The following is an 18714-nucleotide window of genomic DNA, read 5'->3' as shown; positions in this document are numbered from 1 at the left end:
ATTTCGGTCGAAGCCGCTGCCCCGACCGGCGCCAGGAGTTCCCGTTTTCACCGGCCGGCTGGCCATGAGCCGGCGGGTGTGGGATCATTAGACGAAGCTCATGGAATGATTCCCGTCGCACGGCCTAATGGGAGAGGACGATGGACAGACCAGCCATGGCATCCGTGTTCAGGATGCGGCATGCACCGGCCACGGTTTCCGGCGTGCGCAGCACTGGCCAGGGCCAGGCCGATCCGATCATCCGCGTGCGTTCGCTTGGCGAGGCGATCCGCTTCGTCGCCCACGCCTATCCCCAATACGACATCAGCGCCGTCGCCATCAGCTGCGGCGATCCTTCCATCGCGCGCCTCGGCGACCTGGAGGTGAAGGCGCTGTGGCGCGAATATGGCGAGCGCCTGACGCAGGAATAGGCCGTTTGGCTCCGGCTTGCTGGTCATTCCAGCCGGCAATCCGCCGCCTCGGAGCGAAAACGGCGCTCGCGCGTTTCGATCGTAGTCACGGGAGCAATCACCATGAATGTCGCCAATCTGCAACTTGAGGGCCTGCTGATGGCCGTCGCATCGATCAACCGACTCCTGGTTCAAAAGGGGGTGCTGACGGCAGAGGAAATAGACCTCGCCTTGCGCAAGACCGAGGCCTGCGAAACCAGCCAGGAGCGATCCGAAGCCATGTCCGCGTCCAGCCGCGACGCCATCAACTTTCCACTCCGGCTGCTGGAACTGGCCAATCAGTGCCAGCCGGAGGTCGACATGCCCTCCTTTTCGAAGCTGGCCCGCATGGTCGGCAAGATAAAGGAACCCTACAACGACCAGCTGTGATCCTTCGCCTCAAGCCCTACCCGGCCATCCCAGATTGAGCGAAAGCACCTTGCCCGGCCCATGCACGGCGGCAAACAGCAGTCCGGCCAGGAAGGAAAAATGGTCGACGAAGAAGCCGAACTCGGCCTGGTTTCCGGCCCAGTGGCTGGGTCCGTGGAAGGCAAGGCCGAGGAACAGCACATAGGCGGCAGCGATCAGGGCCGCCTGCGAGAAGAAGGCACCGGTCAGGAAACACAGCACCAGGGCGACTTCCAGGATCGCCGCGCACCAGGCCAGGAACAGTGGAAACGGAAAGCCGGCCGCAGCGATGTAGCCGGCGGTCGCCGCCATGCCCATGAACTTGAAGCTTACGGCCATCAGGAAGACGCCGGCGAAGATCAGGCGGGCGATGAGAAGCGCCGTGGTCTGCCACGGCGACTGTGTGATTTGCGACTGTGTGATTTGCGACGGCATGGTCGTTCTCCAGGTTTGCAATGGGTTCCGACCCAAGGACGCGCGACCGACGCCCGGTCCGACACCCCCGGAGCAGATTTTTGTCTGGAAACCCGCTTTATCCGGAGTGCCCCTTGAATCCATGACCGTGCCGGAACCACCCAGGCTTATTGTCGTGGTTGCGGAACCCGCGGCGCCGATCTGTGTTATGTCCTGTTAATCGCGGGATCGTGCGCCGACGGCTGCATGTTCCCGACAACAGAAAGCGAGACCGACATGGCTGACGACAAGTCGAAGACCAAACAGGACCGCAAGCTGGTCTCGAGCGACGAGACCTACGAGGTCGCTGCCTTTGCCCGCAAATACGGCATTCCGCCAAGCGAGGCGCAGACCATCATCAAGCGCTACGGGCCATCGCGCAAGAAGCTCGACGCCCATATGGCGGCACGCGGCTAGAGCCTGGCGCGACGATCGGGTGGGGATCGTCTCTGATGGATGAGCCCATCCCGCCCGGCCCGGCAGCTCGCAGGCTGACAAGGATGGAGGCCACGACCATGTCCGACAGCATACGCAGGACCGGCAGTTGCCTGTGCGGTGGCGTGCAGTTCTCGGTCAGCGGACCGCCGCTGCGCGTTGGCCTTTGCCATTGCAAGGATTGCCGCAAGGCCGGCGGCTCGGCCTATTCCGCCTTTGCCGTCTGGCCGCGCGAAGCCTTCGAGACCACCGGCCTCATCAACTCCTACGGCACGCGCAGCTTTTGCCCGACCTGCGGCGGCCGCGTTGCCTGGGTCGACGACACCGAGGCCGAGGTGGCGCTCGGCAGCCTCGACGTCGCGCCGACCGATCTCGCGCCCGAATATGAATTGTGGACCTCGAGGCGCGAAGCCTGGCTGCATGCCTTGCCCGGCACCGAACAGTTCGAGCATGACCGGCCGACGGCGCACGCCACCGAGGTGCCGGCGCCAAGATCGCTGTCGGATATCGATGCGGGCGAGTGAAATTTGATCCTTCGTGAAGGGAACCCTGCCCTGTCGCCGACGTTATCCGGCGCCTCGTTTTTTGTGCATGTCGTTGTCCCAAACCGCTGCGCAGCCTCGGGTCAAGCCCGCGGACATGCGTTTGGCATCAGTCATGGAGACGACCCGTTGAACGACAAGATGTTTCCCCGACCCATCCGGCTGAAATTCGCCCCCGAGGATGAGCGCATCGTCCGCAGCGCCTGGGAAGGCCTGGAATGTCTCGGCGACTGGCCGGCTGGCCAGGGCCAGCGCTACAGGGCGGCCCTGCGCAGCTGTCGCGACGCGCTGGACGGCTGGACGCCGCCGGAAAAGGCGATGCGGGCGATGATCGACGCCGCGCGCGAAGCAAAACTCCTCCAGTGACGGGAACAAGACATGGCCGACTTGATGCTGCCCACGCCGATGCGGATCAAGGCACATGGCTCGGACACTATCCGCGACGTCACGACGGTCAAGGATGCCAGCGAAATCCTGATCGACTGGCCGCAGGCCAAGCGTGGTCCGTTTTATCAGGCGGCGCGCGAACAGGTCGAGGCAGCGATGGAAGACAAGGCAAGTGCTGCCCAGGCGCAGGAAGCGTTCGCTGCGCTCTGCAGCCACGCCGGCGTGATTGTGCGGTAAGAATGTGTTGGCGCCGATGGACCCACGGAAAGGGTCGCCTTGTACGACTGGGCGAGAGGTCTCGAACCCCAGACGAGGTTGCGCCGCCCGACGATAACAGGCCCTGCCTCTATTGCTTCGGCGGCTGGGGCGGCACTTCGCCAGGCTTGATCACCGGCGTCTTGCCTTCGTCGGGCGCCGGCGCGGCCATTCCTTGATCACCCGTGGGGGGCGGTTTCAGCACACCGCCGCAATCGCTGAGCTTCTCCGTCAGATTGCCGCTGTCGGGCTGCTGTTTTGCACCTTGCTCCGGCTGCGCACGGCATTTGTCGGCCTGCGGCGCCGTGCTGTCGTTCTGCTGGTCGGTCTGGGCAGCCGCCGGCGCCGCCAGCGCCAGCATCAGACCGCATGGTATGATGGCGAGAATTCTCATCCCGGGCCTCCTTTCCTGTGACGGCCGCCCGCGGCGGCCTTCCCTTCACAGGGACAACGCCTGTCGAGGAAAAAGGTTGGCCGCTTCCGCCCGGACCGTGTTGCAACCAAACCCGTTCGCCGGCCGTTGGCGTGTGCCGGAGGCGACCATGTTCGATGACTTTCAAAGTACGGAAATCGACACCGGCGACGCCGTCATCTTCTCGCTGCGTGCCGGCAGCGGGCCGCCGCTGCTGTTGCTGCACGGCTTTCCGCAAACGCATCTGATGTGGCGCGACATTGCGCCCACGCTGGCCAGCCGGTTCAGCGTCGTCTGCGCCGATCTGCGCGGCTATGGGGGCAGTTCCTGTCCGGCGTCGGCTGCGGATCACGCGCCCTATGCCAAGCGCGCCATGGCCGCCGACATGGTGGCGCTGATGGCAAGGTTCGGTTTCTCAAGCTTCATGGTCGCCGGCCATGACCGCGGCGGCCGTGTCGCCTACCGGATGGCGCTCGATCATCCGGACCGCATCGACCGGCTTGCCGTGCTCGACATCGTGGCCACGGCCGATGCCTGGGATCGGACCGACGACAGGCTGGCGCTGGGCTACTGGCCATGGTCGTTGCTGGCACAGCCCGAGCCGCTGCCGGAAAAGATCCTGGCAGGTGCCGCCGAGGCGATCGTCGACAATGCACTCAGCGGCTGGGGCTCGTCGCCTTCGGTGTTTCCACCCGAGGTACGGCGGGCCTATATCGATGCCTTGCGCGTGCCTTCCCACATCCATGCCATCTGCGAGGAATATCGGGCAGCGGCCACGCTCGACCGCGAGCATGACCGGTCGGACAGGGCCACCGGCCGGCGCATCCGCTGCCCGCTGCTGGCGCTGTGGAGCGGCCAGGGCGCACTCGCGGAGTGGTACGCCGGTGAAGGCGGGCCGCTGGCGCTGTGGCGCGGCTGGGCCGATGACGTGCGCGGCCAGGCGATGCCGGGTGGACATTTCTTTCCCGAGGCGAACCCGGCACAGACCGCCGAGGCGCTGGCCGGCTTCTTCGGTGAAGCCCATCCGGACAGATCGTAGCGGGTGAAATGGCTGAATAGACCTCAAAGGCGAAAAGACGTCTCGCTGTCGGCAGCAGCGATTTCGGCGCCGAGCGGCGGAACGATGATCGATTCCAGCGGCGCCGTCAGCGACCAGCTGAGATGGCTCGGGCTCCGCTTCAGGACCGCCGAGCCGTTCAGCGACTGCGGAGCGACCCGTTGCAGCACGACGGTGCCGAAGCCCTTGCGCGTGCTTTCGTCCCGCCGCTCCCCTTGCTCCGGCATCGTCTCGTCCCAGGCGAGATGGATTTCCCGGTTTCCCGAAACGCCATTGGCGATCTGCCAGGAGATCTCCAGCCGCCCGGCATCGCACGCCAGCGCGCCATATTTGAAAGAGTTGGTACCGAGCTCATGAAATGCCATGCCGAGGTTTTGCACGGCGTTCGGCTGCAGGGTCAAAACTGGTCCGGAGAGCGATACCTGTTCCTCGCGGCCGAATGGCTTGAGCTGCTCCTGGACGAGGTCGAAGAGGCTGGCACCCGCCCAATCCGAGTTCACCAGCAGATCGTGCGACCTCGACAGCGCCATGATGCGGGAGCGGATCAGCTCTTCGAACTCGCGAGGATCGGTCGAGCGTTTGCTCGTCTCCCTGATCATCGAGAGGATCACCGCGAACTGGTTCTTGACGCGATGGTTCACCTCTCGCAGCAAATGCCGGATTCTGCGCTCGCTCTCCCTGGTCGCGGTGATGTCGCGGGCGATCTTCGAAGCACCGATGATCTCGCCTGTAATATTCCTGATTGGCGAGATGGTGAGCGACACGGCAATGAAGCTACCGTCCTTGCGTTGCCGGATCGTCTCATAGCTGGCCACCCGTTCGCCGTTGCCAACCCGGCCGATGATGTCGGCCTCCTCATCCCTGAGATGATCGGGAACGAGCATCAGCATCGACCGGCCGACAGCCTCCTCGGCAGCGTAGCCGAACATGCGCTGCGCCGCCCCGTTCCAACTGGTGATGATACTGTTCAGATCCTTGCTGATGATGGCATCGAAGGACGAATCGACGATGGCCGCCAGCCGTGCGTCGGCGCTGACGTTGGTCGACGCCTCAAGGTTCGCCAATTCCATCAATGTCCCATCCCCTCCTTGCGCAGCTTTCTCGCCCATTGGACAGGTTCCACCAGCGCCAGCAATGCACGGCGGTCCGATTTGGTTGCAATCGCCGCGCAAGATTCTGTTTCCGTCAGCGGATTGGCGGCGGTCTCCAACGACCGCGCCAAGACGAAGGAGCTGTGCTCGACGCCGGCCGCGGCCGCCCATCCGCGTGCGCGACGCCCCGTTTGGTTGCGCCGCAAGGAAGCGGCCAGTTGGCTGTTGCGGAACTTCGGGCCGAAATGCGAGTTTCGCCTGACACTTCAGTTCACGTGACACGTCATCTCGAGGGAACCGCCATGCCGATGCGCCAAATTGCCTTGATGACGGCAGCGATCCTGCTCGCCGCGACCGGCCTCGCCGAGGCCCGGCCGGATACCCGCACGATGAGTTGCGATCAGCTCCAGCAACTGATCCAGACCCATCGAGCCGTGGTGCTGACCACCGGCCCCGACACCTATGACCGCTATGTCAGGCAGTTCGGCAACGAATGCGACTGGCCCGAGGTGCCGATGTCGGCCTATGTCCCGACCCGTGACGGCGGCTGCCCGGTCTACCGCTGTGAGGAGCCTGTCAACAACTTCCCGAACTGATGCCAGCCACGCGCCTTTGCCGCAGCACTGCGTTGATCCCGGCGCGCGAACCGGCTACGGGTGTTAGCGTAATTGCATCTTCCCGCTTCGTCTAATGGTAGGACAGCGCCCTTTGAAGGCGTGAATCGTGGTTCGAGCCCATGAGCGGGAACCAGCAATTGATTTCAACAGATGCCTAGCCGGCAAGCCGCGCCTCGGTCTCCTCGGCGCCAAGTGCCTGCTCCACGGCCTCGGGGTTCTTCTTGATCACGGTGAGATAGGCGCGCACCGCGCTGTCGGGCGCTGACCTGCCCTGCTCCCAATCGCGCAAACGAGCAAGGCCGAAGCCGAACCGGGCTGCGAAGGCCTCTTGATTGAGGTGGAGGACTTTGCGAATTGCGCGGACATCGACCCGCTCCGGCACATGGATCACGGCCCCGTCGGTATCACCCTCAGCGAACGCGATGGCGTCGTCGAGACCGGCCCTGATCTTGTTGAACGCACTCTTGCTCATTTCGCTTTTCCCTTCTTTCCGTAGGTGTCGATCAAGATCTTCGTCAGCTTTGCGAGGTCATTGCACTCGGCCTTCGACAAATTGTCCTTCTCGCCCTTGCCGAACACGGTCAGGAGGAACACTGGAATATCCTCACCGCCGAACACGGTCACGATTCGATAGCCGCCGCTCTTGCCATGCCCGCGACCGGCAACACGGAATTTCCGACAGCCGCCTGTGCCCTTCATCACCTTGCCGTACCGAGGCTCGTCTCCGAGAAGTTCGACAACCTCTGTCCGCTCCTCCTCGGACATGCCGGCGGCGTGGCCGGCGGAAAGGTATGCTGGCGTTTCGACGACTGTGTGCATGGCCAATACTACGGAATTTCCGTAAAAGGGCAAGTCAAACTACGGACGTCCCGTAGTTTTCCCTTCGGATTTCGGGCTTGCGCGCGAGAGGCACAGTGGTCAATGTGCTCATTGCCAACATGCCGTCGCGGCAGGTACCGCCAAGAAAGCTCTCCCTGAAACCATTTCGCAGACCCTGCGTTGACGACCGCACCCGTCAGACACAGGAGATATCCCATGACCGTCAGTTGCCGCATATCGATCGACAACCGACCTGAGGCCACCGATGCAATTTTCCAGGCGGTTCCACGGATCGGGGAAAGCGTTTCGCTGTCGATCGATGGAAATACACAGTATCTGCGGGTGTCCCGCGTCGTGCATGTGACCAACGGTTCGCTGGAAGGTGCAACGATCGTCGTCGAAGTGACGACCAACATTCTATAGAGGCAACAGCAAGCCGCGTGCCGGCAATATCAGCCAGCACGTTGCTGGTCGCGATCAGCGCGGCGGCAGTTAATCCTTGCCGCCTTCGGCAATCCCGTCGCCGGCGGTGGGCAGGATTCCAAAATCCCGCGACTTCAACCCGTGCTCCGCGGTCAGGAATCCATCCGAAGTCAAGCCGCGCCGCAGCAATTCCCTAACCGCGGCCGAGCGGCTCGGCATACGCTTGTCGTAGCGCCAATTCTCCAGCGCCGCCAACTCATCGGACGTAAGCATGATTTGCAACCGTTCGGGGCGTTCCAGTTCAGCCATGGCGTTTCCTCGCTCAGGACCTAGAATGTGTCGAATTAGTATTTACCTCACTCGACTGATAATTAGGATAGCACTCATAGTGCGTCAAGAGCCGGTGGTGGGTGAACGGCGCATTGCGCACATAATGAGGTATAGACGCCGACTGGGCATTCGTGTAATTATTCTAACTGATTGATTTTCAACGTAATTTCGTAGATTTTCCTTGCCGCGAGTCGACGCTCGGCGCATACTCCCAGCAACAGAAAACCGATCCCCTTCGGGAGGTTTCGAATGCGGTATGATTATTCGACGCGCCTGCGCGATGACGTTACGTCAGCGGTTCTGGTGGCGTTTGAGAAGAACGGCATCATCAACATCACGGCGGTGGCGGAACGGGTGAGGGTCCGGAATCTGGCCGAGAACGTCGCCCTTGAGGACATTGAGCATCTGGTCCTGCAGGCGGCGCAACTCGTTGGCGTGGCAATCGAATTCGACTGCGTGGCCGGCCTGTTCGCGGACGGCGTCGCTGACGAGGATGGCGAGCGCGCGAGCTCTCCACTCGATCTGCCCCGCCCAACTTCGATCCAATAGGGCAATTTCCGGAACGGTCTTCCACCCGAAGACCGCATGTTTCGGAAAACTCACGCCAGAGTGATTGGCACCGACGAAACCTTGGGCTGCCCAATGCGTTTATGGCTTCAGCCCAGTCGAGGTTTCCAATGCAAACTGCATGGTTTTCCAAACCGGTGGCGGTGTCGGTCGGAGTCGCCGGTTCCATCTACTATCTGTCCAATACGCAGCAAGCCATTGAATTGCTCACGACACATTGGCGCGACCCCGGCAGCCCAAAACATCAAACGGCTTTGCGCGCCTGCCGCCGGGCGACGAGCGGCGATGTTGCCCCCGATATCGCCAGGTCGGCGCTTGTCGAGGCCGCACGTGAAGCCCACATCCTTGTCGAGTAGGCCGCGTCGATTAGATCGGCCAAAGTCGGTGCGGCTGCTATAGTCGCGGCATCCCCCTCCTGGAGACCCCATCATGACCCTGAAGACACGCAAGCTCGGCAGCCAGGGGCTGCAAGTCTCGGCCATCGGCCTCGGCTGCATGGGCATGAGCCAGTCCTACGGTCCGGCCGATGAGTCCGAATCCATCGCCACGCTGCACCGCGCCATCGAACTCGGCTGCACTTTCCTCGACACCGCCGAGGTCTATGGTCCTTTCACCAACGAGGCACTGCTCGGCCGGGCTTTGAAGGGAAAGCGCGACCAGGTGACGATCGCCACCAAATTCGGCTTCCGCATCGAAAACGGCAAGCAGGTCGGAACCGATAGCCGGCCCGAGCACATCCGCGAGGCCGTGGAAGCCTCGCTCGGCCGGCTCGCCACTGACCATATCGACCTCATCTACCAGCACCGCGTCGACCCGGCGGTACCGATGGAGGATGTCGCGGGCGCCGTCCGCGAACTTGTCGCCGAGGGAAAGGTGCGCTTCTTCGGCCTGTCGGAGGCGGGTGCGGCCAACATCCGCCGGGCGCATGCCGTGCATCCGGTGTCGGCGGTGCAGAGCGAATACTCGCTATGGGAGCGCAATCTCGAGCCGGAGATCATCCCGCTGCTCAGGCAACTCGGCATCGGCCTTGTGCCGTTTTCGCCGCTCGGCCGCGGTTTTCTTACCGGCGAGGTCAAGCGCGCGGAGGACTATGCCGAAGGCGACTACCGCCGCAACGACCCGCGCTATCAGGGGCAAAACTACGACGCCAATGTCGAGGCGGCGGCCAAGGTGCGCGACGTCGCGACTGCCCGGGGCGTCAAGCCCGGCCAGATCGCGTTGGCCTGGCTGCTGCAGAAGGGCGGCGGCTTCGGCATCGACATCGTGCCGATCCCCGGCACCAAGCGGATCAGATATCTGGAGGAGAACGTCGCCGCCGCATCGCTGAAACTCGACGCCTCCGAAATGGCCGCGCTCGACGACGCCCTGGCGCCCGGAAAAATCGCTGGCCCACGCTACACCGAGCGCGGCATGGCGATGGTCGATCGGTAGAGCGGCGGCGCCGTAGCCTTCCGATATTCGACGCAAAGCATTGGCCGGCATCATGTTCGGCGGGCGACTGCGTCAAGCGGCGCCATCCAGCACAATCGACAGGAGGCGGAGAGGCCCGCTTCCGCCTCATTGTTCTTCAAGTCGTTCAGCCCAGCTCGATACCGCGCGCGATTTTCTGCCAGCCGGGCATCGGCCTTTAGTGCATAAACGCTCCTCGCAGCCAGGCGAAGAAACCGGATCTTCCAGACATTGCCGCGCGGACACGGGATGCGGCCCATCGTGCCGTCATCGTGGCGCCTACATGGCAGTGGCAGACGATCCCGTGGAGCTGCCAATCGGTCAGTTCGAAGAAGCGCTTGGCTTCACCGTAGGTATCTTCCTTCAAGCCGAGCGCGCGAAACACCGGATCTTCGAAAGCAATCGTGATCGGTGATCCCGCGGAACGCATTCTTTCGCGCGTCTCCACAGATTGGTGCTCGGTCCCCGTCAGCGCCCCTAGGACCCTGTTGGGATTTTGCTCCAGAAGCTGCGCCCAGCGTTCGAGGCGTTCGCCTCGGGTCGCGAGAAGATGGGTTGCCTCGGCGTGGACGTCGGCAACGGCATTCAGTTGGTCAACGGTTTGATGCTTCACGGACGCCTCCTATTCAGCGGCTGAATTCGGTTCAGCCTTGAATGGAATTATGGCGCCCGGTGAGGTCGGCAAGACCCGGAGGTGCGCGCTACGGCGATTCATTTGGGCGGCGTGGCTCCTTTCCGCTAAGCTGCTCGCGATCCCGCGTCCCGGTCGCAATCGAAACCGCGGCGGAACCAATCCGCAAGCCCGACCGTTCTGCCCGCATCAGCCCTGGTCGAGACGCTGTCAAGGACGCGCGAGACTAAGATCGCTCGATGACTTTCTGACTGAGGACACCTGGATGTCGGTTGGTCCCGCCGGATGTCGACCAACCACCAAGCGCCCACGCAGGAGTTGTTATGGCCATTCTGCCTAACCCCGACCCAACGCCTATTCCAACACCCACGCCGCCGCCGGTTCCCCAACCGAAGCCCATGCGCGAGCCGGATCCGGACGGTCTTCCGGATGAAGAGCCGGTCCCCAATCCGGATGAAAACGACCGGCCGCCCAAGCACACGGGTCCCGGTCCGGACCGCCGGCAATGGTCATGATCATCATGCGGGAGACCGGCATCTTGCTGCACGCGGTTCACCATCCGGCGGCAGTGCGCCGTCGGGAACGAGGCCGGTTCACTTGGCGCTGTCCGACTTTTTGTTGAAGATCGTGAGCAGGTCCACCGGCAGCGGGAACACCACCGTCGACGAGCGCTCGCCGGCGATGTCGTGCAACGCCTCGAAATAGCGCAACTGCATTGCCTGCGGCTCGGCCGCCAGCATCTTGCCGGCCTCGACCAGCTTTGCCGCCGCCTGCTGCTCGCCATCGGCATTGATCACCTTGGCGCGCCGCAGCCTTTCGGCCTCGGCCTGCTTGGCGATGGCGCGGATCATGCTCTCGTTGAGATCGACATGCTTGATCTCGACATTGGAGACCTTGATGCCCCAGGCGTCGGTCCGCTGGTCCAGTATCTCCTGGATGTCGCTGTTCAGCTTGTCGCGCTCGGCCAGCATCTCATCGAGTTCGTGCTTGCCGAGCACCGAGCGCAATGTGGTTTGCGCCAGCTGGTTGGTAGCGGTCATGAAGTCCTCGACCTGGATGATTGCCCGCTCGGCGTCGACGATGCGGAAATAGAGCACGGCGTTGACCTTCACCGAGACGTTGTCGCGCGAGATCACGTCCTGCGGCGGCACGTCCTGCACCACCACGCGCAGGTCGACCCGCACCATCTGCTGAACGAAGGGAACGAGGAGGATCAGGCCGGGGCCCTTCACCCCGGTGAAGCGGCCGAGCGTGAAGACCACGCCGCGCTCATATTCCCGCAGGATGCGAATGGCCGCGGAGAGGAACATCAGCACGAGAAGGGCGAGTATCAGATAGGCCACGTAACCGATGATCATTGCCTTGCTCCATTGTTCCTGCGCCGGACCGTCAGCATGAGACCGCTGACATCGGCCACCTCGACGCTGTCGCCAGGGGCGAGCGGTTCGTCGCCTTTGGCCCGCCAGCGCTCGCCTTGGGCCAGCACATGGCCCTCGTTTCCCGACCAGTCGAGGATCTTGGCCGGCAGTCCGTGCATGGCCTGCGCGCCGACACGCGGCAGGCGCTTGCGTGCCGCCCACAGATAGCTGCCGGCCAGCAGCGCCAGGCCAAGCGTCAGCGCGGCTGCGGTGCCGATGACCGCCCATGACATCTCGAAGCCGGGACCCTCGACCTTGAGCAGCATGGCGGCGCCGAGCAGGAAGGCGGCCACGCCGCCAAGCCCAAGCACCACCGTCGGATTGAAGGCCTCGATGACGAGGAAGGCGATGCCAAGCAGCATCAGGGCAAGGCCGGCATAGCTGATCGGCAACAGGTTGAGCGCATAAAGCCCGAGCAGAAGACAGATGGTGCCGATCACGCCGGGTGCCACCGCGCCGGGGCTGGTGAACTCGAAGACGAGGCCGTAGAAGCCGGCCAGCATCAGGATGACGGCGATGTTGGGATCGGTGATGACGGCGAGAAGCCGGATCAGCCAGCCGGGCTCCAGCGTCTCGACCGGGAGGTCCTTGGTCGCCAACACCCGTTTCTTGCCGGCTGCCTCGACCATGCGGCCGTCGGCAAGCTGCAGCAGTTCGGCCGTGTCGTGGGCGACGAGGTCGACGACATGTGCCTGAAGTGCCGCGTCGGCGGAGAGGCTGGCCGCCTCGCGCACGGCCTTTTCCCCCCAGTCGGCATTACGCCCGCGCAGTTCGGCCAGCGAACGGATCAAGGCGACCGCGTCGTTCGTCACCTTGCTCATCATCGCGTCGCCCGCCGGCGCCCCGGTGGCGTTCTTCTGGTCGCCCTTATCCTGGTCGCCGCCACCGGGCAGAGACGGCAGCCCGCCAAGTTCGACCGGTGTGGCGGCGCCCAGGTTAGTGCCGGGCGCCATCGCCGCGACATGGGTCGCATAAAGAATATAGGTTCCGGCACTTGCCGCATGCGCGCCGGCCGGGGCGACATAGCCGATGACGGGAACGGGCGAGGCAAGGATATCGGCAATCATCTCGCGCATCGAGGTGACCAGCCCGCCTGGTGTGTCGATCTCGAGGATGAGAACCTCGGCGTGCCGCTCGGCGGCCTCGGCCAATGCCTCCTTGAGCTGCCTCGCGCTCGCCGGACCGATGGCGCCGTCCATCTCGACGCGCAACGCCAGCTTCTGCGTCGCCTCTCCGGTTGCGGAAGAGGGACTGGCGACCGCGGCGGCCATGAGGGCCGCGGCAAGAACCGCCATCCGCGCGAGGTTCACGCTCTAAACTCCCTGGGCAGGATACCGGACCCGATCCCACCGAACTCCCTGGCGCGGTCGCAGGATTGCAAGCCGACAACCCGGCTCCGCGGGCCGGACGGCAAAAGCATGGGGCGCATTTTCAAATCCGGAGGAGCCCGCCGCTCGCGCGCCGGACCCCCACCCTTTACCGGTCACGCATGCGCGTGCGGATGACGGAAGTCCCAGACGGCCCAACCTGATACGGCAACCACCAGCACGCCGAGAACGACGTGGGTGGCCATCGCGTGGCTGTTCGCCATGAAGCCGAGCAGCCAGGGCGAAACGATCAGCCAGACCCCGAGAACGACACTAACCCATTCCTCCCACTCGGCGAACGCGGCAAGCGCCGCCAACGCCATGACGCCCAGCACGACGCCAACAATCCAGGCGTTCCATGCGGGAGCGGTCGCAGCAGCGAAGCCGATTATCCAAGGTGAGATGAACAGGCAGATGGCAAGGACCAGATTGAGCCAGTCCTGGCCCTTCTTTCCTTCCATGAGCGTAATAGCCATGACAACCTCCACAGATGAAGCTTGACCAAAGCGTAAAATTCGCGTGCAAATGCACGCTTAGTTATTGATGTAACTACGCTTCACACGGCCTTCAAGGCCCGGCGCCAATCCACTCCCGAACGGATCATCGCGCCGCATGCCTTGCCAGTGCGTGCTCGATCAGCACGTCGATGGTCTGGCTGTAGCCGATGCCTGATGCCGCCAGCGCCTTGGCATACATGGAGATGTCGGTGAAGCCTGGAATGGTGTTGACCTCGTTGACCAGCAGGCTGCCGTCCGCGCGCAGGAAGAAGTCGACGCGCGCCATCGCCTCGCAGCCGAGCGCCTGAAAGGCCTGTCGCGCCATCTCCCTCGCTCTTTCGGCGACCGCGGCCGGGACATCGGTGGGCACCTTGACCACCGCGCCGTCGGCATCGAGATATTTGGCTTCATAGGTGTAGAAGCCATGCTTGCCGGCAGGAATGATCTCGCCGGGCAGCGACACCGTCAGCGTGCCGTCGGCCCGCTCCAGCACCGAGAACTCGATCTCGCGGCCTTCGACGAACTCCTCCACCAAAACCTTGCTGTCATGCCGGAAAGCCGCCTCGACGGCCGTGGTGAAGCCGGAGCTGTCGATCGCTTTGCTGACCCCGAAGGACGAGCCCTGGCGCGCCGGCTTGACGAACACCGGCAGGCCGAGCTTCGCCGAGACATCCTCGAAGGTCACGTGCTCACCCCGCCGCAAGGTCAGCGAGCGGGCAACGGCCAGTCCCGCCTCGCGCATCAGCCGCTTGGCGACATCCTTGTCCATGGCCGCGGCCGAGGCGAGGATGCCGCAGCCGACATAGGCGACATCGGCGACTTCGGAATAACCCTGTACCGAGCCGTCCTCGCCGAATGGCCCGTGCAGTACGGGGAACACAACGTCGACCGGGGCCAGGTCAGATTGGATTCCATCACGCGACACCGCGACCAGCCTGCCCTTGCCGCCGGGCAGCAGGGCGACCTCGATGCCGTCCTCGGATGCCGGCGCCCCTGCCCCGTCGCCGGCAGCCAACTGTTGCAGCAGCCAACTGCCGCTGCGGGAAATGGCGATCGGCACGATGTCGTAGCGCATCCGGTCGATCGCCTTCAGCACATTGGCCGCCGACAGGCGCGATACGTCATGCTCGGCCGAACGCCCGCCATAGAGGATGGCAACCCTTGTCTTAGCGGTCATGGACGTTCCTCAATTCTCAAACGATCAAATTTCGACTGAAATGTCGCGATTGGCGAAAAAGCGGTCGAACTCGGCTGGCGCCAACACTGCGTTTGCCTGTGTGGCGCTGGTATGGCCGGACGGATTGTGGAAGCGGAAACCCTTGGCGGAAGCCGCCGTGACCAGCACCAGATGGCCGCCCTTCGACGGCGGCTCGCGCTCCGGCCAGCGGATCCAACTGCTGACCGACGCGATGAAGAAGCGAGACCGATCGAGAATTGCCGGCATTTCCGCTGTCGCGACATTGGTCATCACTTCGGCCCGCAGGCCGAAGACCTCCTGCACGAAGCTGACGAAGGGCGCGTAGATCAGCCCCTTGATCGACCTCTCGGTGACGACATAGCCGCCATATCCGGTGCACCGCCTGGCAAGCTCGATCGTCGGCATGATCTCGCCGCGGCTTGCCAGGATCATCTTCAGGCAGGCCATGCCGCAGATATTGGCGGCCCAGACCGCGTATTCGTCAAGCGTTTCCGCTCCCGACCCCTGCCACAGGGGATCGCGCCTAAGCGCGATTTCGGCGCCCTCAGCGAGTACGTCCAGGGTCATGTCGGGCGTTTCCCACTGGCTGAAAAACGGCACGGTTTCAGGCAGTGGACTCATGCGGTCTCCCCGGGCGGTTCGGCCCATGTCGTCTACGAGGATACGAGATGGATGAATAGCTCCAACGTCGTCATCCCCGGGCGAAGCGAACGCAAGCGACCCGTCAAAACGTGCAGAGGTAGTGAGCGGCGCCGCTTACTCGGTCTTCGCCCAGCCGAAAACCAGCCAGGCGTATTTCGATTTTTCGTCCGGTTCGGCGGTGTAAGTCATCTGCATGTCGCCGTCCTTGGCCGCCGGCCCAGCACCAATCGGGTGAGAAACCGAAGCGCCGTAGGACCGGCTGAATATCAGCACGCTTTTAGCTAGAAGGTTATCTTCACCGAAGCGGCACTGCGCGTGTGCGGGCCGTGGTGGACGGCCTCGATGTTGTTGCCGTCCGGGTCAAGCAGGAAGGCGGCGTAATAGCCGGGATGATAGGGCCGCTCACCCGGCGCGCCATTGTCCTTGCCGCCGCCGGCGAGCCCGGCCTTGTAGAAGGCCTCGACCATGGCATGATCCTTTGCCTGGAAGGCAAGATGATGGCGGCCGGTGAGTTTGCCCAACGCCGCCGGGCTGTCGGCGCTCGAGATGAACAACTCGTCGGCCCAGAAATAACCGTCGCCAACACCACCGATCGGGATGTCGAGCACCTGCAGGACAGCTTCGTAGAAACGCCGGCTGGCTGGGAGATCCCTGACCACCAGTTGGATATGGTCGATGAGCCGGCCGCGATGCAATTCCTGGGTTTCCATGCAAATTCCTCCTCGCAGGGCACGAATCTAGGTTCGGACGGCGCCGCGTCAACGCGGATGCAAATCCGGCCGATCGTCCCGACCCATCCTTCAAACAAAGAGCCCGCCGGGAGGGGAATCCGACGGGCCTTTGGAAAGCCGATATAGAAGCTTTCAGGTGTCTGCGGGGGTCAGACAATGATGAGAACTCCATTTTGCAACAGAAGTTCCACCGGGACGAAAAAAGGTCGCCAGCGAGTTATCATCACGAGCCGGACGATGCGTCAGGCGGTTAAAATCGGTTCAGCCTGGAACCTTTTGTCCGGAGCCAGGTTTTGTGGCGCGGCTGGAGGAACTGGAATTGGATGGTTTTCAACGGCTCGAAGCGCTCGTCGACAGGGCTGGTGCCGACGATGTCGGAGAAGCAAACGCTTTGCTGCGTCGGTTCAAGGGCAGGACGGACGAGATCGATACCGCGATCGACGAATTCATACTGGATTTCATGACGCTGGTCTTCGTCGTCGAGACCGGCGAGGAAGGCTTTGAAAAACCGGTCCGCGAGCTGGCCGGCACCAGGCTTTCGAAGCTCAAGCACCTGGTCAATGTGCCGGCATAGGAGCCACGCGAGATCCGGCGCGGAAGCCTATTCCTTCAGGATGGCCGCCAGCCGCGGGACGCCCTCGGTCACCGCGCGCCGGTCGGCGAGCGTGAACGACAGCCGCAGCGTGTTGCGCCCGGTGCCGTCGGCATGAAAGGCACTGCCAGGCACGAAGGCGACGCGCGCCTCTTTCACCGCCCGCGCCAGCAGCGCGGTGGCGTCGGACCCTTCCGGCAGCGTCACCCAGACGAACATGCCGCCTTCCGGGCGGTTCCAGCTCACGCCGTCGGGCATGTGGGCTTCCAGTGCCGCGAGGAGGCCATCGCGGCGCTCGCGATAGGCGCCGATGAGTTTTTCGACCTGAGCGTCGAACGCCGTCTCGGCGACGCGGTGCATCACCACCTGGTTGATCGATGGGCTGTGCAGATCGGAGGCCTGCTTTATCAGCACCAGCTTCTCGACGATATGGCGCGGCGCGCACACCCAGCCGACGCGCATGCCCGGCGACAGGATCTTCGAGAACGAGCCGCAATAGAGCGTGCGCGCCTTGTCGATGCCGCCGGATCGGGCGCAGTCGAGCGCCAGGATCGGCGGCACGCCTTCGCCGTCATAGCGCAGTGCGCGATAGGCGGCATCCTCGATGACGGCGATGTCGAGTTCGCCGGCAAGGTCGAGCACCGCTTCGCGCTGCCTTCGGTCCAGCGAGTTGCCGGTCGGGTTGGCGAAATCCGGCACCAGGTAGGCGAACTTGACCTTGCCCCCATTCGGGGCAGCCGCCGCTCGATAGGCATCGGGCGTCATGTTGCCGCCGGCCGGGGTCAGCCGGTCGTAGCGCGGCTCATAGGCGTTGAACGCCTGCAGCGCGCCGAGATAGGTCGGCCAGGTCACCAGCGCGGTATCGCCCGGCGACAGGAACAGTTTGCCGAGATAGTCCAGCGCCTGCTGCGAGCCGGAGGTGATGAAGATGTTGGCCTCATCGCAGGCAACACCGAGCTTGCCCATCTGCCCGGCCAGCCAGCGCCGCAACGGCAGATAGCCTTCCGAGACCTGGTACTGCAGCGCCGTCCCCGCCTCCGCGCCGCCAAGCACATCGGCATAGGCATCGCGGATCGCTTCGGCCGGAAACAGCGCCGGATCGGGAATGCCGCCGGCAAACGAGATGATGTCGGGCTGGTCGAGCAGCTTCAGGAGTTCGCGGATTTCGGACGCTTTCATGCGCGACGAGCGCGAAGCCAACAGGTTCATAAGGGTCAAGTCACGCCTCCCGCGACAATTCTATTTAGGTCAACCTAGCTGACCTATATCTGCTTTATCGGGCGATTTGAATAGAGCCTGAAAGCCTTCCGCTATACGCCAGTCACCGCCGGGGCGACGGACTGGGTGAGGTGATGCTACAGCAAGCCCGGTGAGCCAACGAGAACCGCCTCATTCCTGCGCACCCCCCTCTGTCCCGCCGACATCGAACTGTGGAGCCCCTCAATCCCCGTCCGCGGGCTTGGCCTTGCCGCACTGCGCCAGCACCTTGGCAATGGCGGCGCTCGAGCCCTTCAGCGCAAAACTGCTCTCGCCATATTTGGCGGCACTGACCGACACATCGCCTTTCCCGCGCATCAGGTCCAGCAACGGGTCGGCCCGAGCCAGGTCCGCCACAAAGTAGTTGTACATGGCCTCCAGCTGCAGCGTTTTCGTCACCGCCTTGCCGTCGGTCTTGAACTCGAATGAACCGCTGATGCCTGGCTCCAACTGCTGACCGGTGTCGCCCAGATCATAGCTCAGCACCGGCGTTTCGAAACAGGTTAGCATCAGATGCGCATCGCCTTTCGGCCCGCCACAGACCGAGGCGGTCAGCACGCTGCCGCCCTCGTCCTCCTCCATCCTGGCAGCCCAGCCACTGCACGACGCGGCAAACCCCGGCTGCGCGGCCTGCAAGACCGCAATCGCAACGGCAATGATGAGATATCTCATGACTTTCCCCTCCGGCATTTGCAGCCGCACCTGTCG

The 18714-nt window shown here is 63.5% G+C and carries 31 protein-coding genes and 1 tRNA gene; 16 read left to right on the top strand and 16 right to left on the bottom strand.

The genetic code is table 11. From position 1 onward, the window contains the following. Positions 1 to 140 precede the first annotated feature (140 nt). Positions 141 to 410: a hypothetical protein gene (locus NKJ90_RS10990; RefSeq protein ID WP_023761028.1), complete on the top strand. Its 270-nt coding sequence runs from the start codon at positions 141 to 143 to the stop codon at positions 408 to 410. Positions 411 to 512: 102 nt separating this feature from the next. After that, the gene (locus NKJ90_RS10985; protein WP_023761029.1) at positions 513 to 818 is read left to right on the top strand and encodes a hypothetical protein; all 306 of its coding nucleotides are present in this window, start codon (positions 513 to 515) and stop codon (positions 816 to 818) included. 9 nt (positions 819 to 827) lie between these two features. On the opposite strand, the gene NKJ90_RS10980 is transcribed toward NKJ90_RS10985, so the two are convergent. Beyond that, positions 828 to 1271, bottom strand: a complete 444-nt coding sequence (locus tag NKJ90_RS10980; RefSeq protein ID WP_023761030.1) for a DoxX family protein — start codon at positions 1269 to 1271, stop codon at positions 828 to 830. Between the two features lie 255 nt (positions 1272 to 1526). On the opposite strand from NKJ90_RS10980, the gene NKJ90_RS10975 reads away from it, so the two are divergent. From NKJ90_RS10975 to NKJ90_RS10960, 4 genes are all read left to right on the top strand, one after another. Then, positions 1527 to 1706, top strand: a complete 180-nt coding sequence (locus NKJ90_RS10975) for a DUF3606 domain-containing protein (RefSeq protein WP_023761031.1) — start codon at positions 1527 to 1529, stop codon at positions 1704 to 1706. A gap of 98 nt (positions 1707 to 1804) precedes the next feature. Further along, positions 1805 to 2248 carry a GFA family protein gene (locus NKJ90_RS10970; RefSeq protein WP_023761032.1) on the top strand — a complete coding sequence of 148 codons (444 nt, stop codon included), beginning with the start codon at positions 1805 to 1807 and terminating at the stop codon, positions 2246 to 2248. Positions 2249 to 2395: 147 nt separating this feature from the next. Beyond that, positions 2396 to 2632, top strand: coding sequence for a DUF982 domain-containing protein (locus NKJ90_RS10965; protein ID WP_023761033.1), 237 nt, complete (start codon positions 2396 to 2398; stop codon positions 2630 to 2632). A gap of 12 nt (positions 2633 to 2644) precedes the next feature. Next, entirely contained in the window at positions 2645 to 2890 is a 246-nt protein-coding gene (locus NKJ90_RS10960; RefSeq protein ID WP_023761034.1) for a DUF982 domain-containing protein, read from the top strand. 109 nt (positions 2891 to 2999) lie between these two features. Here NKJ90_RS10960 and NKJ90_RS10955 read toward each other — a convergent pair whose 3' ends face one another. After that, positions 3000 to 3302, bottom strand: a complete 303-nt coding sequence (locus tag NKJ90_RS10955; protein WP_023761035.1) for a hypothetical protein — start codon at positions 3300 to 3302, stop codon at positions 3000 to 3002. A gap of 148 nt (positions 3303 to 3450) precedes the next feature. On the opposite strand from NKJ90_RS10955, the gene NKJ90_RS10950 reads away from it, so the two are divergent. Beyond that, entirely contained in the window at positions 3451 to 4359 is a 909-nt protein-coding gene (locus tag NKJ90_RS10950; RefSeq protein WP_023761036.1) for an alpha/beta fold hydrolase, read from the top strand. A gap of 23 nt (positions 4360 to 4382) precedes the next feature. Here the strand turns inward: NKJ90_RS10950 and NKJ90_RS10945 are convergent, their stop codons facing one another. Beyond that, on the bottom strand, positions 4383 to 5486 hold the full coding sequence (locus NKJ90_RS10945) for a PAS domain S-box protein (protein WP_502904903.1): 1104 nt from the start codon (positions 5484 to 5486) through the stop codon (positions 4383 to 4385). Positions 5487 to 5528: 42 nt separating this feature from the next. On the opposite strand from NKJ90_RS10945, the gene NKJ90_RS10940 reads away from it, so the two are divergent. The 3 genes from NKJ90_RS10940 (at position 5529) to NKJ90_RS10930 (ending at position 6218) form a co-directional block, all read left to right on the top strand. Further along, a complete protein-coding gene (locus tag NKJ90_RS10940) occupies positions 5529 to 5747 on the top strand; it encodes a hypothetical protein (protein ID WP_031260708.1) in 219 nt (72 codons plus the stop codon). Positions 5748 to 5770: 23 nt separating this feature from the next. Further along, the gene (locus NKJ90_RS10935; RefSeq protein ID WP_023761039.1) at positions 5771 to 6064 is read left to right on the top strand and encodes a hypothetical protein; all 294 of its coding nucleotides are present in this window, start codon (positions 5771 to 5773) and stop codon (positions 6062 to 6064) included. Positions 6065 to 6144: 80 nt separating this feature from the next. Next, positions 6145 to 6218 (top strand) — tRNA-Gln (locus NKJ90_RS10930). A 21-nt stretch (positions 6219 to 6239) separates the two neighbouring features. Here NKJ90_RS10930 and NKJ90_RS10925 read toward each other — a convergent pair. Continuing rightward, positions 6240 to 6557 (bottom strand): helix-turn-helix domain-containing protein, encoded by a 318-nt coding sequence (locus tag NKJ90_RS10925; protein ID WP_023761040.1) that lies wholly within the window; start codon positions 6555 to 6557, stop codon positions 6240 to 6242. Beyond that, positions 6554 to 6904, bottom strand: coding sequence for a type II toxin-antitoxin system RelE/ParE family toxin (locus tag NKJ90_RS10920; protein ID WP_023761041.1), 351 nt, complete (start codon positions 6902 to 6904; stop codon positions 6554 to 6556). Before NKJ90_RS10920 ends, NKJ90_RS10925 begins: the two co-directional genes overlap by 4 nt. A 216-nt stretch (positions 6905 to 7120) precedes the next feature. On the opposite strand from NKJ90_RS10920, the gene NKJ90_RS10915 reads away from it, so the two are divergent. Beyond that, positions 7121 to 7327 carry a hypothetical protein gene (locus tag NKJ90_RS10915; RefSeq protein WP_023761042.1) on the top strand — a complete coding sequence of 69 codons (207 nt, stop codon included), beginning with the start codon at positions 7121 to 7123 and terminating at the stop codon, positions 7325 to 7327. 69 nt (positions 7328 to 7396) lie between these two features. Here NKJ90_RS10915 and NKJ90_RS10910 read toward each other — a convergent pair whose 3' ends face one another. Then, positions 7397 to 7636 (bottom strand): hypothetical protein, encoded by a 240-nt coding sequence (locus NKJ90_RS10910; protein WP_023761043.1) that lies wholly within the window; start codon positions 7634 to 7636, stop codon positions 7397 to 7399. Between the two features lie 270 nt (positions 7637 to 7906). Between NKJ90_RS10910 and NKJ90_RS10905 the strand changes: the two genes are divergently transcribed. The 3 genes from NKJ90_RS10905 (at position 7907) to NKJ90_RS10895 (ending at position 9655) form a co-directional block, all read left to right on the top strand. Further along, positions 7907 to 8206, top strand: a complete 300-nt coding sequence (locus tag NKJ90_RS10905) for a hypothetical protein (RefSeq protein WP_023761044.1) — start codon at positions 7907 to 7909, stop codon at positions 8204 to 8206. A 101-nt stretch (positions 8207 to 8307) separates the two neighbouring features. After that, positions 8308 to 8580 (top strand): DUF982 domain-containing protein, encoded by a 273-nt coding sequence (locus NKJ90_RS10900; protein WP_352486097.1) that lies wholly within the window; start codon positions 8308 to 8310, stop codon positions 8578 to 8580. Positions 8581 to 8653: 73 nt separating this feature from the next. After that, entirely contained in the window at positions 8654 to 9655 is a 1002-nt protein-coding gene (locus tag NKJ90_RS10895; protein WP_023761046.1) for an aldo/keto reductase, read from the top strand. Positions 9656 to 9851: 196 nt separating this feature from the next. Here NKJ90_RS10895 and NKJ90_RS10890 read toward each other — a convergent pair whose 3' ends face one another. Continuing rightward, positions 9852 to 10286, bottom strand: a complete 435-nt coding sequence (locus NKJ90_RS10890) for a hypothetical protein (RefSeq protein WP_023761047.1) — start codon at positions 10284 to 10286, stop codon at positions 9852 to 9854. A 341-nt stretch (positions 10287 to 10627) separates the two neighbouring features. On the opposite strand from NKJ90_RS10890, the gene NKJ90_RS10885 reads away from it, so the two are divergent. Further along, entirely contained in the window at positions 10628 to 10819 is a 192-nt protein-coding gene (locus NKJ90_RS10885) for a hypothetical protein (RefSeq protein ID WP_084025555.1), read from the top strand. A 78-nt stretch (positions 10820 to 10897) separates the two neighbouring features. Here the strand turns inward: NKJ90_RS10885 and NKJ90_RS10880 are convergent, their stop codons facing one another. The 7 genes from NKJ90_RS10880 to NKJ90_RS10850 all read right to left on the bottom strand — a co-directional run bounded on the left by NKJ90_RS10880 (position 10898) and on the right by NKJ90_RS10850 (position 16136). Next, positions 10898 to 11662, bottom strand: coding sequence for a slipin family protein (locus NKJ90_RS10880; protein ID WP_023761048.1), 765 nt, complete (start codon positions 11660 to 11662; stop codon positions 10898 to 10900). Next, positions 11659 to 13032, bottom strand: a complete 1374-nt coding sequence (locus NKJ90_RS10875) for an NfeD family protein (RefSeq protein ID WP_352486096.1) — start codon at positions 13030 to 13032, stop codon at positions 11659 to 11661. Before NKJ90_RS10875 ends, NKJ90_RS10880 begins: the two co-directional genes overlap by 4 nt. Before the next feature lie 173 nt (positions 13033 to 13205). Beyond that, entirely contained in the window at positions 13206 to 13565 is a 360-nt protein-coding gene (locus tag NKJ90_RS10870; RefSeq protein WP_023761050.1) for an SPW repeat protein, read from the bottom strand. A gap of 124 nt (positions 13566 to 13689) precedes the next feature. Further along, positions 13690 to 14763, bottom strand: coding sequence for a D-alanine--D-alanine ligase family protein (locus tag NKJ90_RS10865; protein WP_023761051.1), 1074 nt, complete (start codon positions 14761 to 14763; stop codon positions 13690 to 13692). A gap of 24 nt (positions 14764 to 14787) precedes the next feature. Further along, positions 14788 to 15405, bottom strand: coding sequence for a C39 family peptidase (locus NKJ90_RS10860; RefSeq protein WP_031260709.1), 618 nt, complete (start codon positions 15403 to 15405; stop codon positions 14788 to 14790). A gap of 135 nt (positions 15406 to 15540) precedes the next feature. Continuing rightward, positions 15541 to 15699, bottom strand: coding sequence for a hypothetical protein (locus tag NKJ90_RS10855; protein ID WP_023761053.1), 159 nt, complete (start codon positions 15697 to 15699; stop codon positions 15541 to 15543). An 8-nt stretch (positions 15700 to 15707) separates the two neighbouring features. After that, a complete protein-coding gene (locus NKJ90_RS10850; protein ID WP_023761054.1) occupies positions 15708 to 16136 on the bottom strand; it encodes a VOC family protein in 429 nt (142 codons plus the stop codon). A 316-nt stretch (positions 16137 to 16452) separates the two neighbouring features. On the opposite strand from NKJ90_RS10850, the gene NKJ90_RS10845 reads away from it, so the two are divergent. After that, entirely contained in the window at positions 16453 to 16731 is a 279-nt protein-coding gene (locus tag NKJ90_RS10845; RefSeq protein WP_023761055.1) for a hypothetical protein, read from the top strand. Positions 16732 to 16758: 27 nt separating this feature from the next. Here the strand turns inward: NKJ90_RS10845 and NKJ90_RS10840 are convergent, their stop codons facing one another. Both NKJ90_RS10840 and NKJ90_RS10835 read right to left on the bottom strand, forming a co-directional pair. Beyond that, a complete protein-coding gene (locus NKJ90_RS10840) occupies positions 16759 to 17958 on the bottom strand; it encodes an aminotransferase-like domain-containing protein (RefSeq protein ID WP_031260710.1) in 1200 nt (399 codons plus the stop codon). Positions 17959 to 18189: 231 nt separating this feature from the next. Then, positions 18190 to 18708: a hypothetical protein gene (locus tag NKJ90_RS10835; protein WP_245266799.1), complete on the bottom strand. Its 519-nt coding sequence runs from the start codon at positions 18706 to 18708 to the stop codon at positions 18190 to 18192. Positions 18709 to 18714: the final 6 nt, after the last annotated feature.

The sequence above is a fragment of the Mesorhizobium sp. M0051 genome (assembly GCF_040323235.1).
Taxonomy (GTDB): Bacteria; Pseudomonadota; Alphaproteobacteria; order Rhizobiales; family Rhizobiaceae; genus Mesorhizobium.
Note: the sequence above shows the minus strand (reverse complement) of the source record. Positions and strands in the feature narration are given on the sequence as shown.

What these genes read in the sequence shown, in the direction of transcription:
- NKJ90_RS10990 (WP_023761028.1), top strand. Translation starts at nt 141, where the DNA reads ATGGACAGACCAGCCATGGCATCCGTGTTCAGGATGCGGCATGCACCG.
- NKJ90_RS10985 (WP_023761029.1), top strand. Translation starts at nt 513, where the DNA reads ATGAATGTCGCCAATCTGCAACTTGAGGGCCTGCTGATGGCCGTCGCA.
- NKJ90_RS10980 (WP_023761030.1), bottom strand. Translation starts at nt 1,271, where the DNA reads ATGCCGTCGCAAATCACACAGTCGCAAATCACACAGTCGCCGTGGCAG.
- NKJ90_RS10975 (WP_023761031.1), top strand. Translation starts at nt 1,527, where the DNA reads ATGGCTGACGACAAGTCGAAGACCAAACAGGACCGCAAGCTGGTCTCG.
- NKJ90_RS10970 (WP_023761032.1), top strand. Translation starts at nt 1,805, where the DNA reads ATGTCCGACAGCATACGCAGGACCGGCAGTTGCCTGTGCGGTGGCGTG.
- NKJ90_RS10960 (WP_023761034.1), top strand. Translation starts at nt 2,645, where the DNA reads ATGGCCGACTTGATGCTGCCCACGCCGATGCGGATCAAGGCACATGGC.
- NKJ90_RS10955 (WP_023761035.1), bottom strand. Translation starts at nt 3,302, where the DNA reads ATGAGAATTCTCGCCATCATACCATGCGGTCTGATGCTGGCGCTGGCG.
- NKJ90_RS10950 (WP_023761036.1), top strand. Translation starts at nt 3,451, where the DNA reads ATGTTCGATGACTTTCAAAGTACGGAAATCGACACCGGCGACGCCGTC.
- NKJ90_RS10945 (WP_502904903.1), bottom strand. Translation starts at nt 5,486, where the DNA reads ATGGGCGAGAAAGCTGCGCAAGGAGGGGATGGGACATTGATGGAATTG.
- NKJ90_RS10935 (WP_023761039.1), top strand. Translation starts at nt 5,771, where the DNA reads ATGCCGATGCGCCAAATTGCCTTGATGACGGCAGCGATCCTGCTCGCC.
- NKJ90_RS10925 (WP_023761040.1), bottom strand. Translation starts at nt 6,557, where the DNA reads ATGAGCAAGAGTGCGTTCAACAAGATCAGGGCCGGTCTCGACGACGCC.
- NKJ90_RS10920 (WP_023761041.1), bottom strand. Translation starts at nt 6,904, where the DNA reads ATGCACACAGTCGTCGAAACGCCAGCATACCTTTCCGCCGGCCACGCC.
- NKJ90_RS10915 (WP_023761042.1), top strand. Translation starts at nt 7,121, where the DNA reads ATGACCGTCAGTTGCCGCATATCGATCGACAACCGACCTGAGGCCACC.
- NKJ90_RS10910 (WP_023761043.1), bottom strand. Translation starts at nt 7,636, where the DNA reads ATGGCTGAACTGGAACGCCCCGAACGGTTGCAAATCATGCTTACGTCC.
- NKJ90_RS10905 (WP_023761044.1), top strand. Translation starts at nt 7,907, where the DNA reads ATGCGGTATGATTATTCGACGCGCCTGCGCGATGACGTTACGTCAGCG.
- NKJ90_RS10900 (WP_352486097.1), top strand. Translation starts at nt 8,308, where the DNA reads ATGGCTTCAGCCCAGTCGAGGTTTCCAATGCAAACTGCATGGTTTTCC.
- NKJ90_RS10895 (WP_023761046.1), top strand. Translation starts at nt 8,654, where the DNA reads ATGACCCTGAAGACACGCAAGCTCGGCAGCCAGGGGCTGCAAGTCTCG.
- NKJ90_RS10885 (WP_084025555.1), top strand. Translation starts at nt 10,628, where the DNA reads ATGGCCATTCTGCCTAACCCCGACCCAACGCCTATTCCAACACCCACG.
- NKJ90_RS10880 (WP_023761048.1), bottom strand. Translation starts at nt 11,662, where the DNA reads ATGATCATCGGTTACGTGGCCTATCTGATACTCGCCCTTCTCGTGCTG.
- NKJ90_RS10870 (WP_023761050.1), bottom strand. Translation starts at nt 13,565, where the DNA reads ATGGCTATTACGCTCATGGAAGGAAAGAAGGGCCAGGACTGGCTCAAT.
- NKJ90_RS10865 (WP_023761051.1), bottom strand. Translation starts at nt 14,763, where the DNA reads ATGACCGCTAAGACAAGGGTTGCCATCCTCTATGGCGGGCGTTCGGCC.
- NKJ90_RS10860 (WP_031260709.1), bottom strand. Translation starts at nt 15,405, where the DNA reads ATGAGTCCACTGCCTGAAACCGTGCCGTTTTTCAGCCAGTGGGAAACG.
- NKJ90_RS10850 (WP_023761054.1), bottom strand. Translation starts at nt 16,136, where the DNA reads ATGGAAACCCAGGAATTGCATCGCGGCCGGCTCATCGACCATATCCAA.
- NKJ90_RS10840 (WP_031260710.1), bottom strand. Translation starts at nt 17,958, where the DNA reads ATGAACCTGTTGGCTTCGCGCTCGTCGCGCATGAAAGCGTCCGAAATC.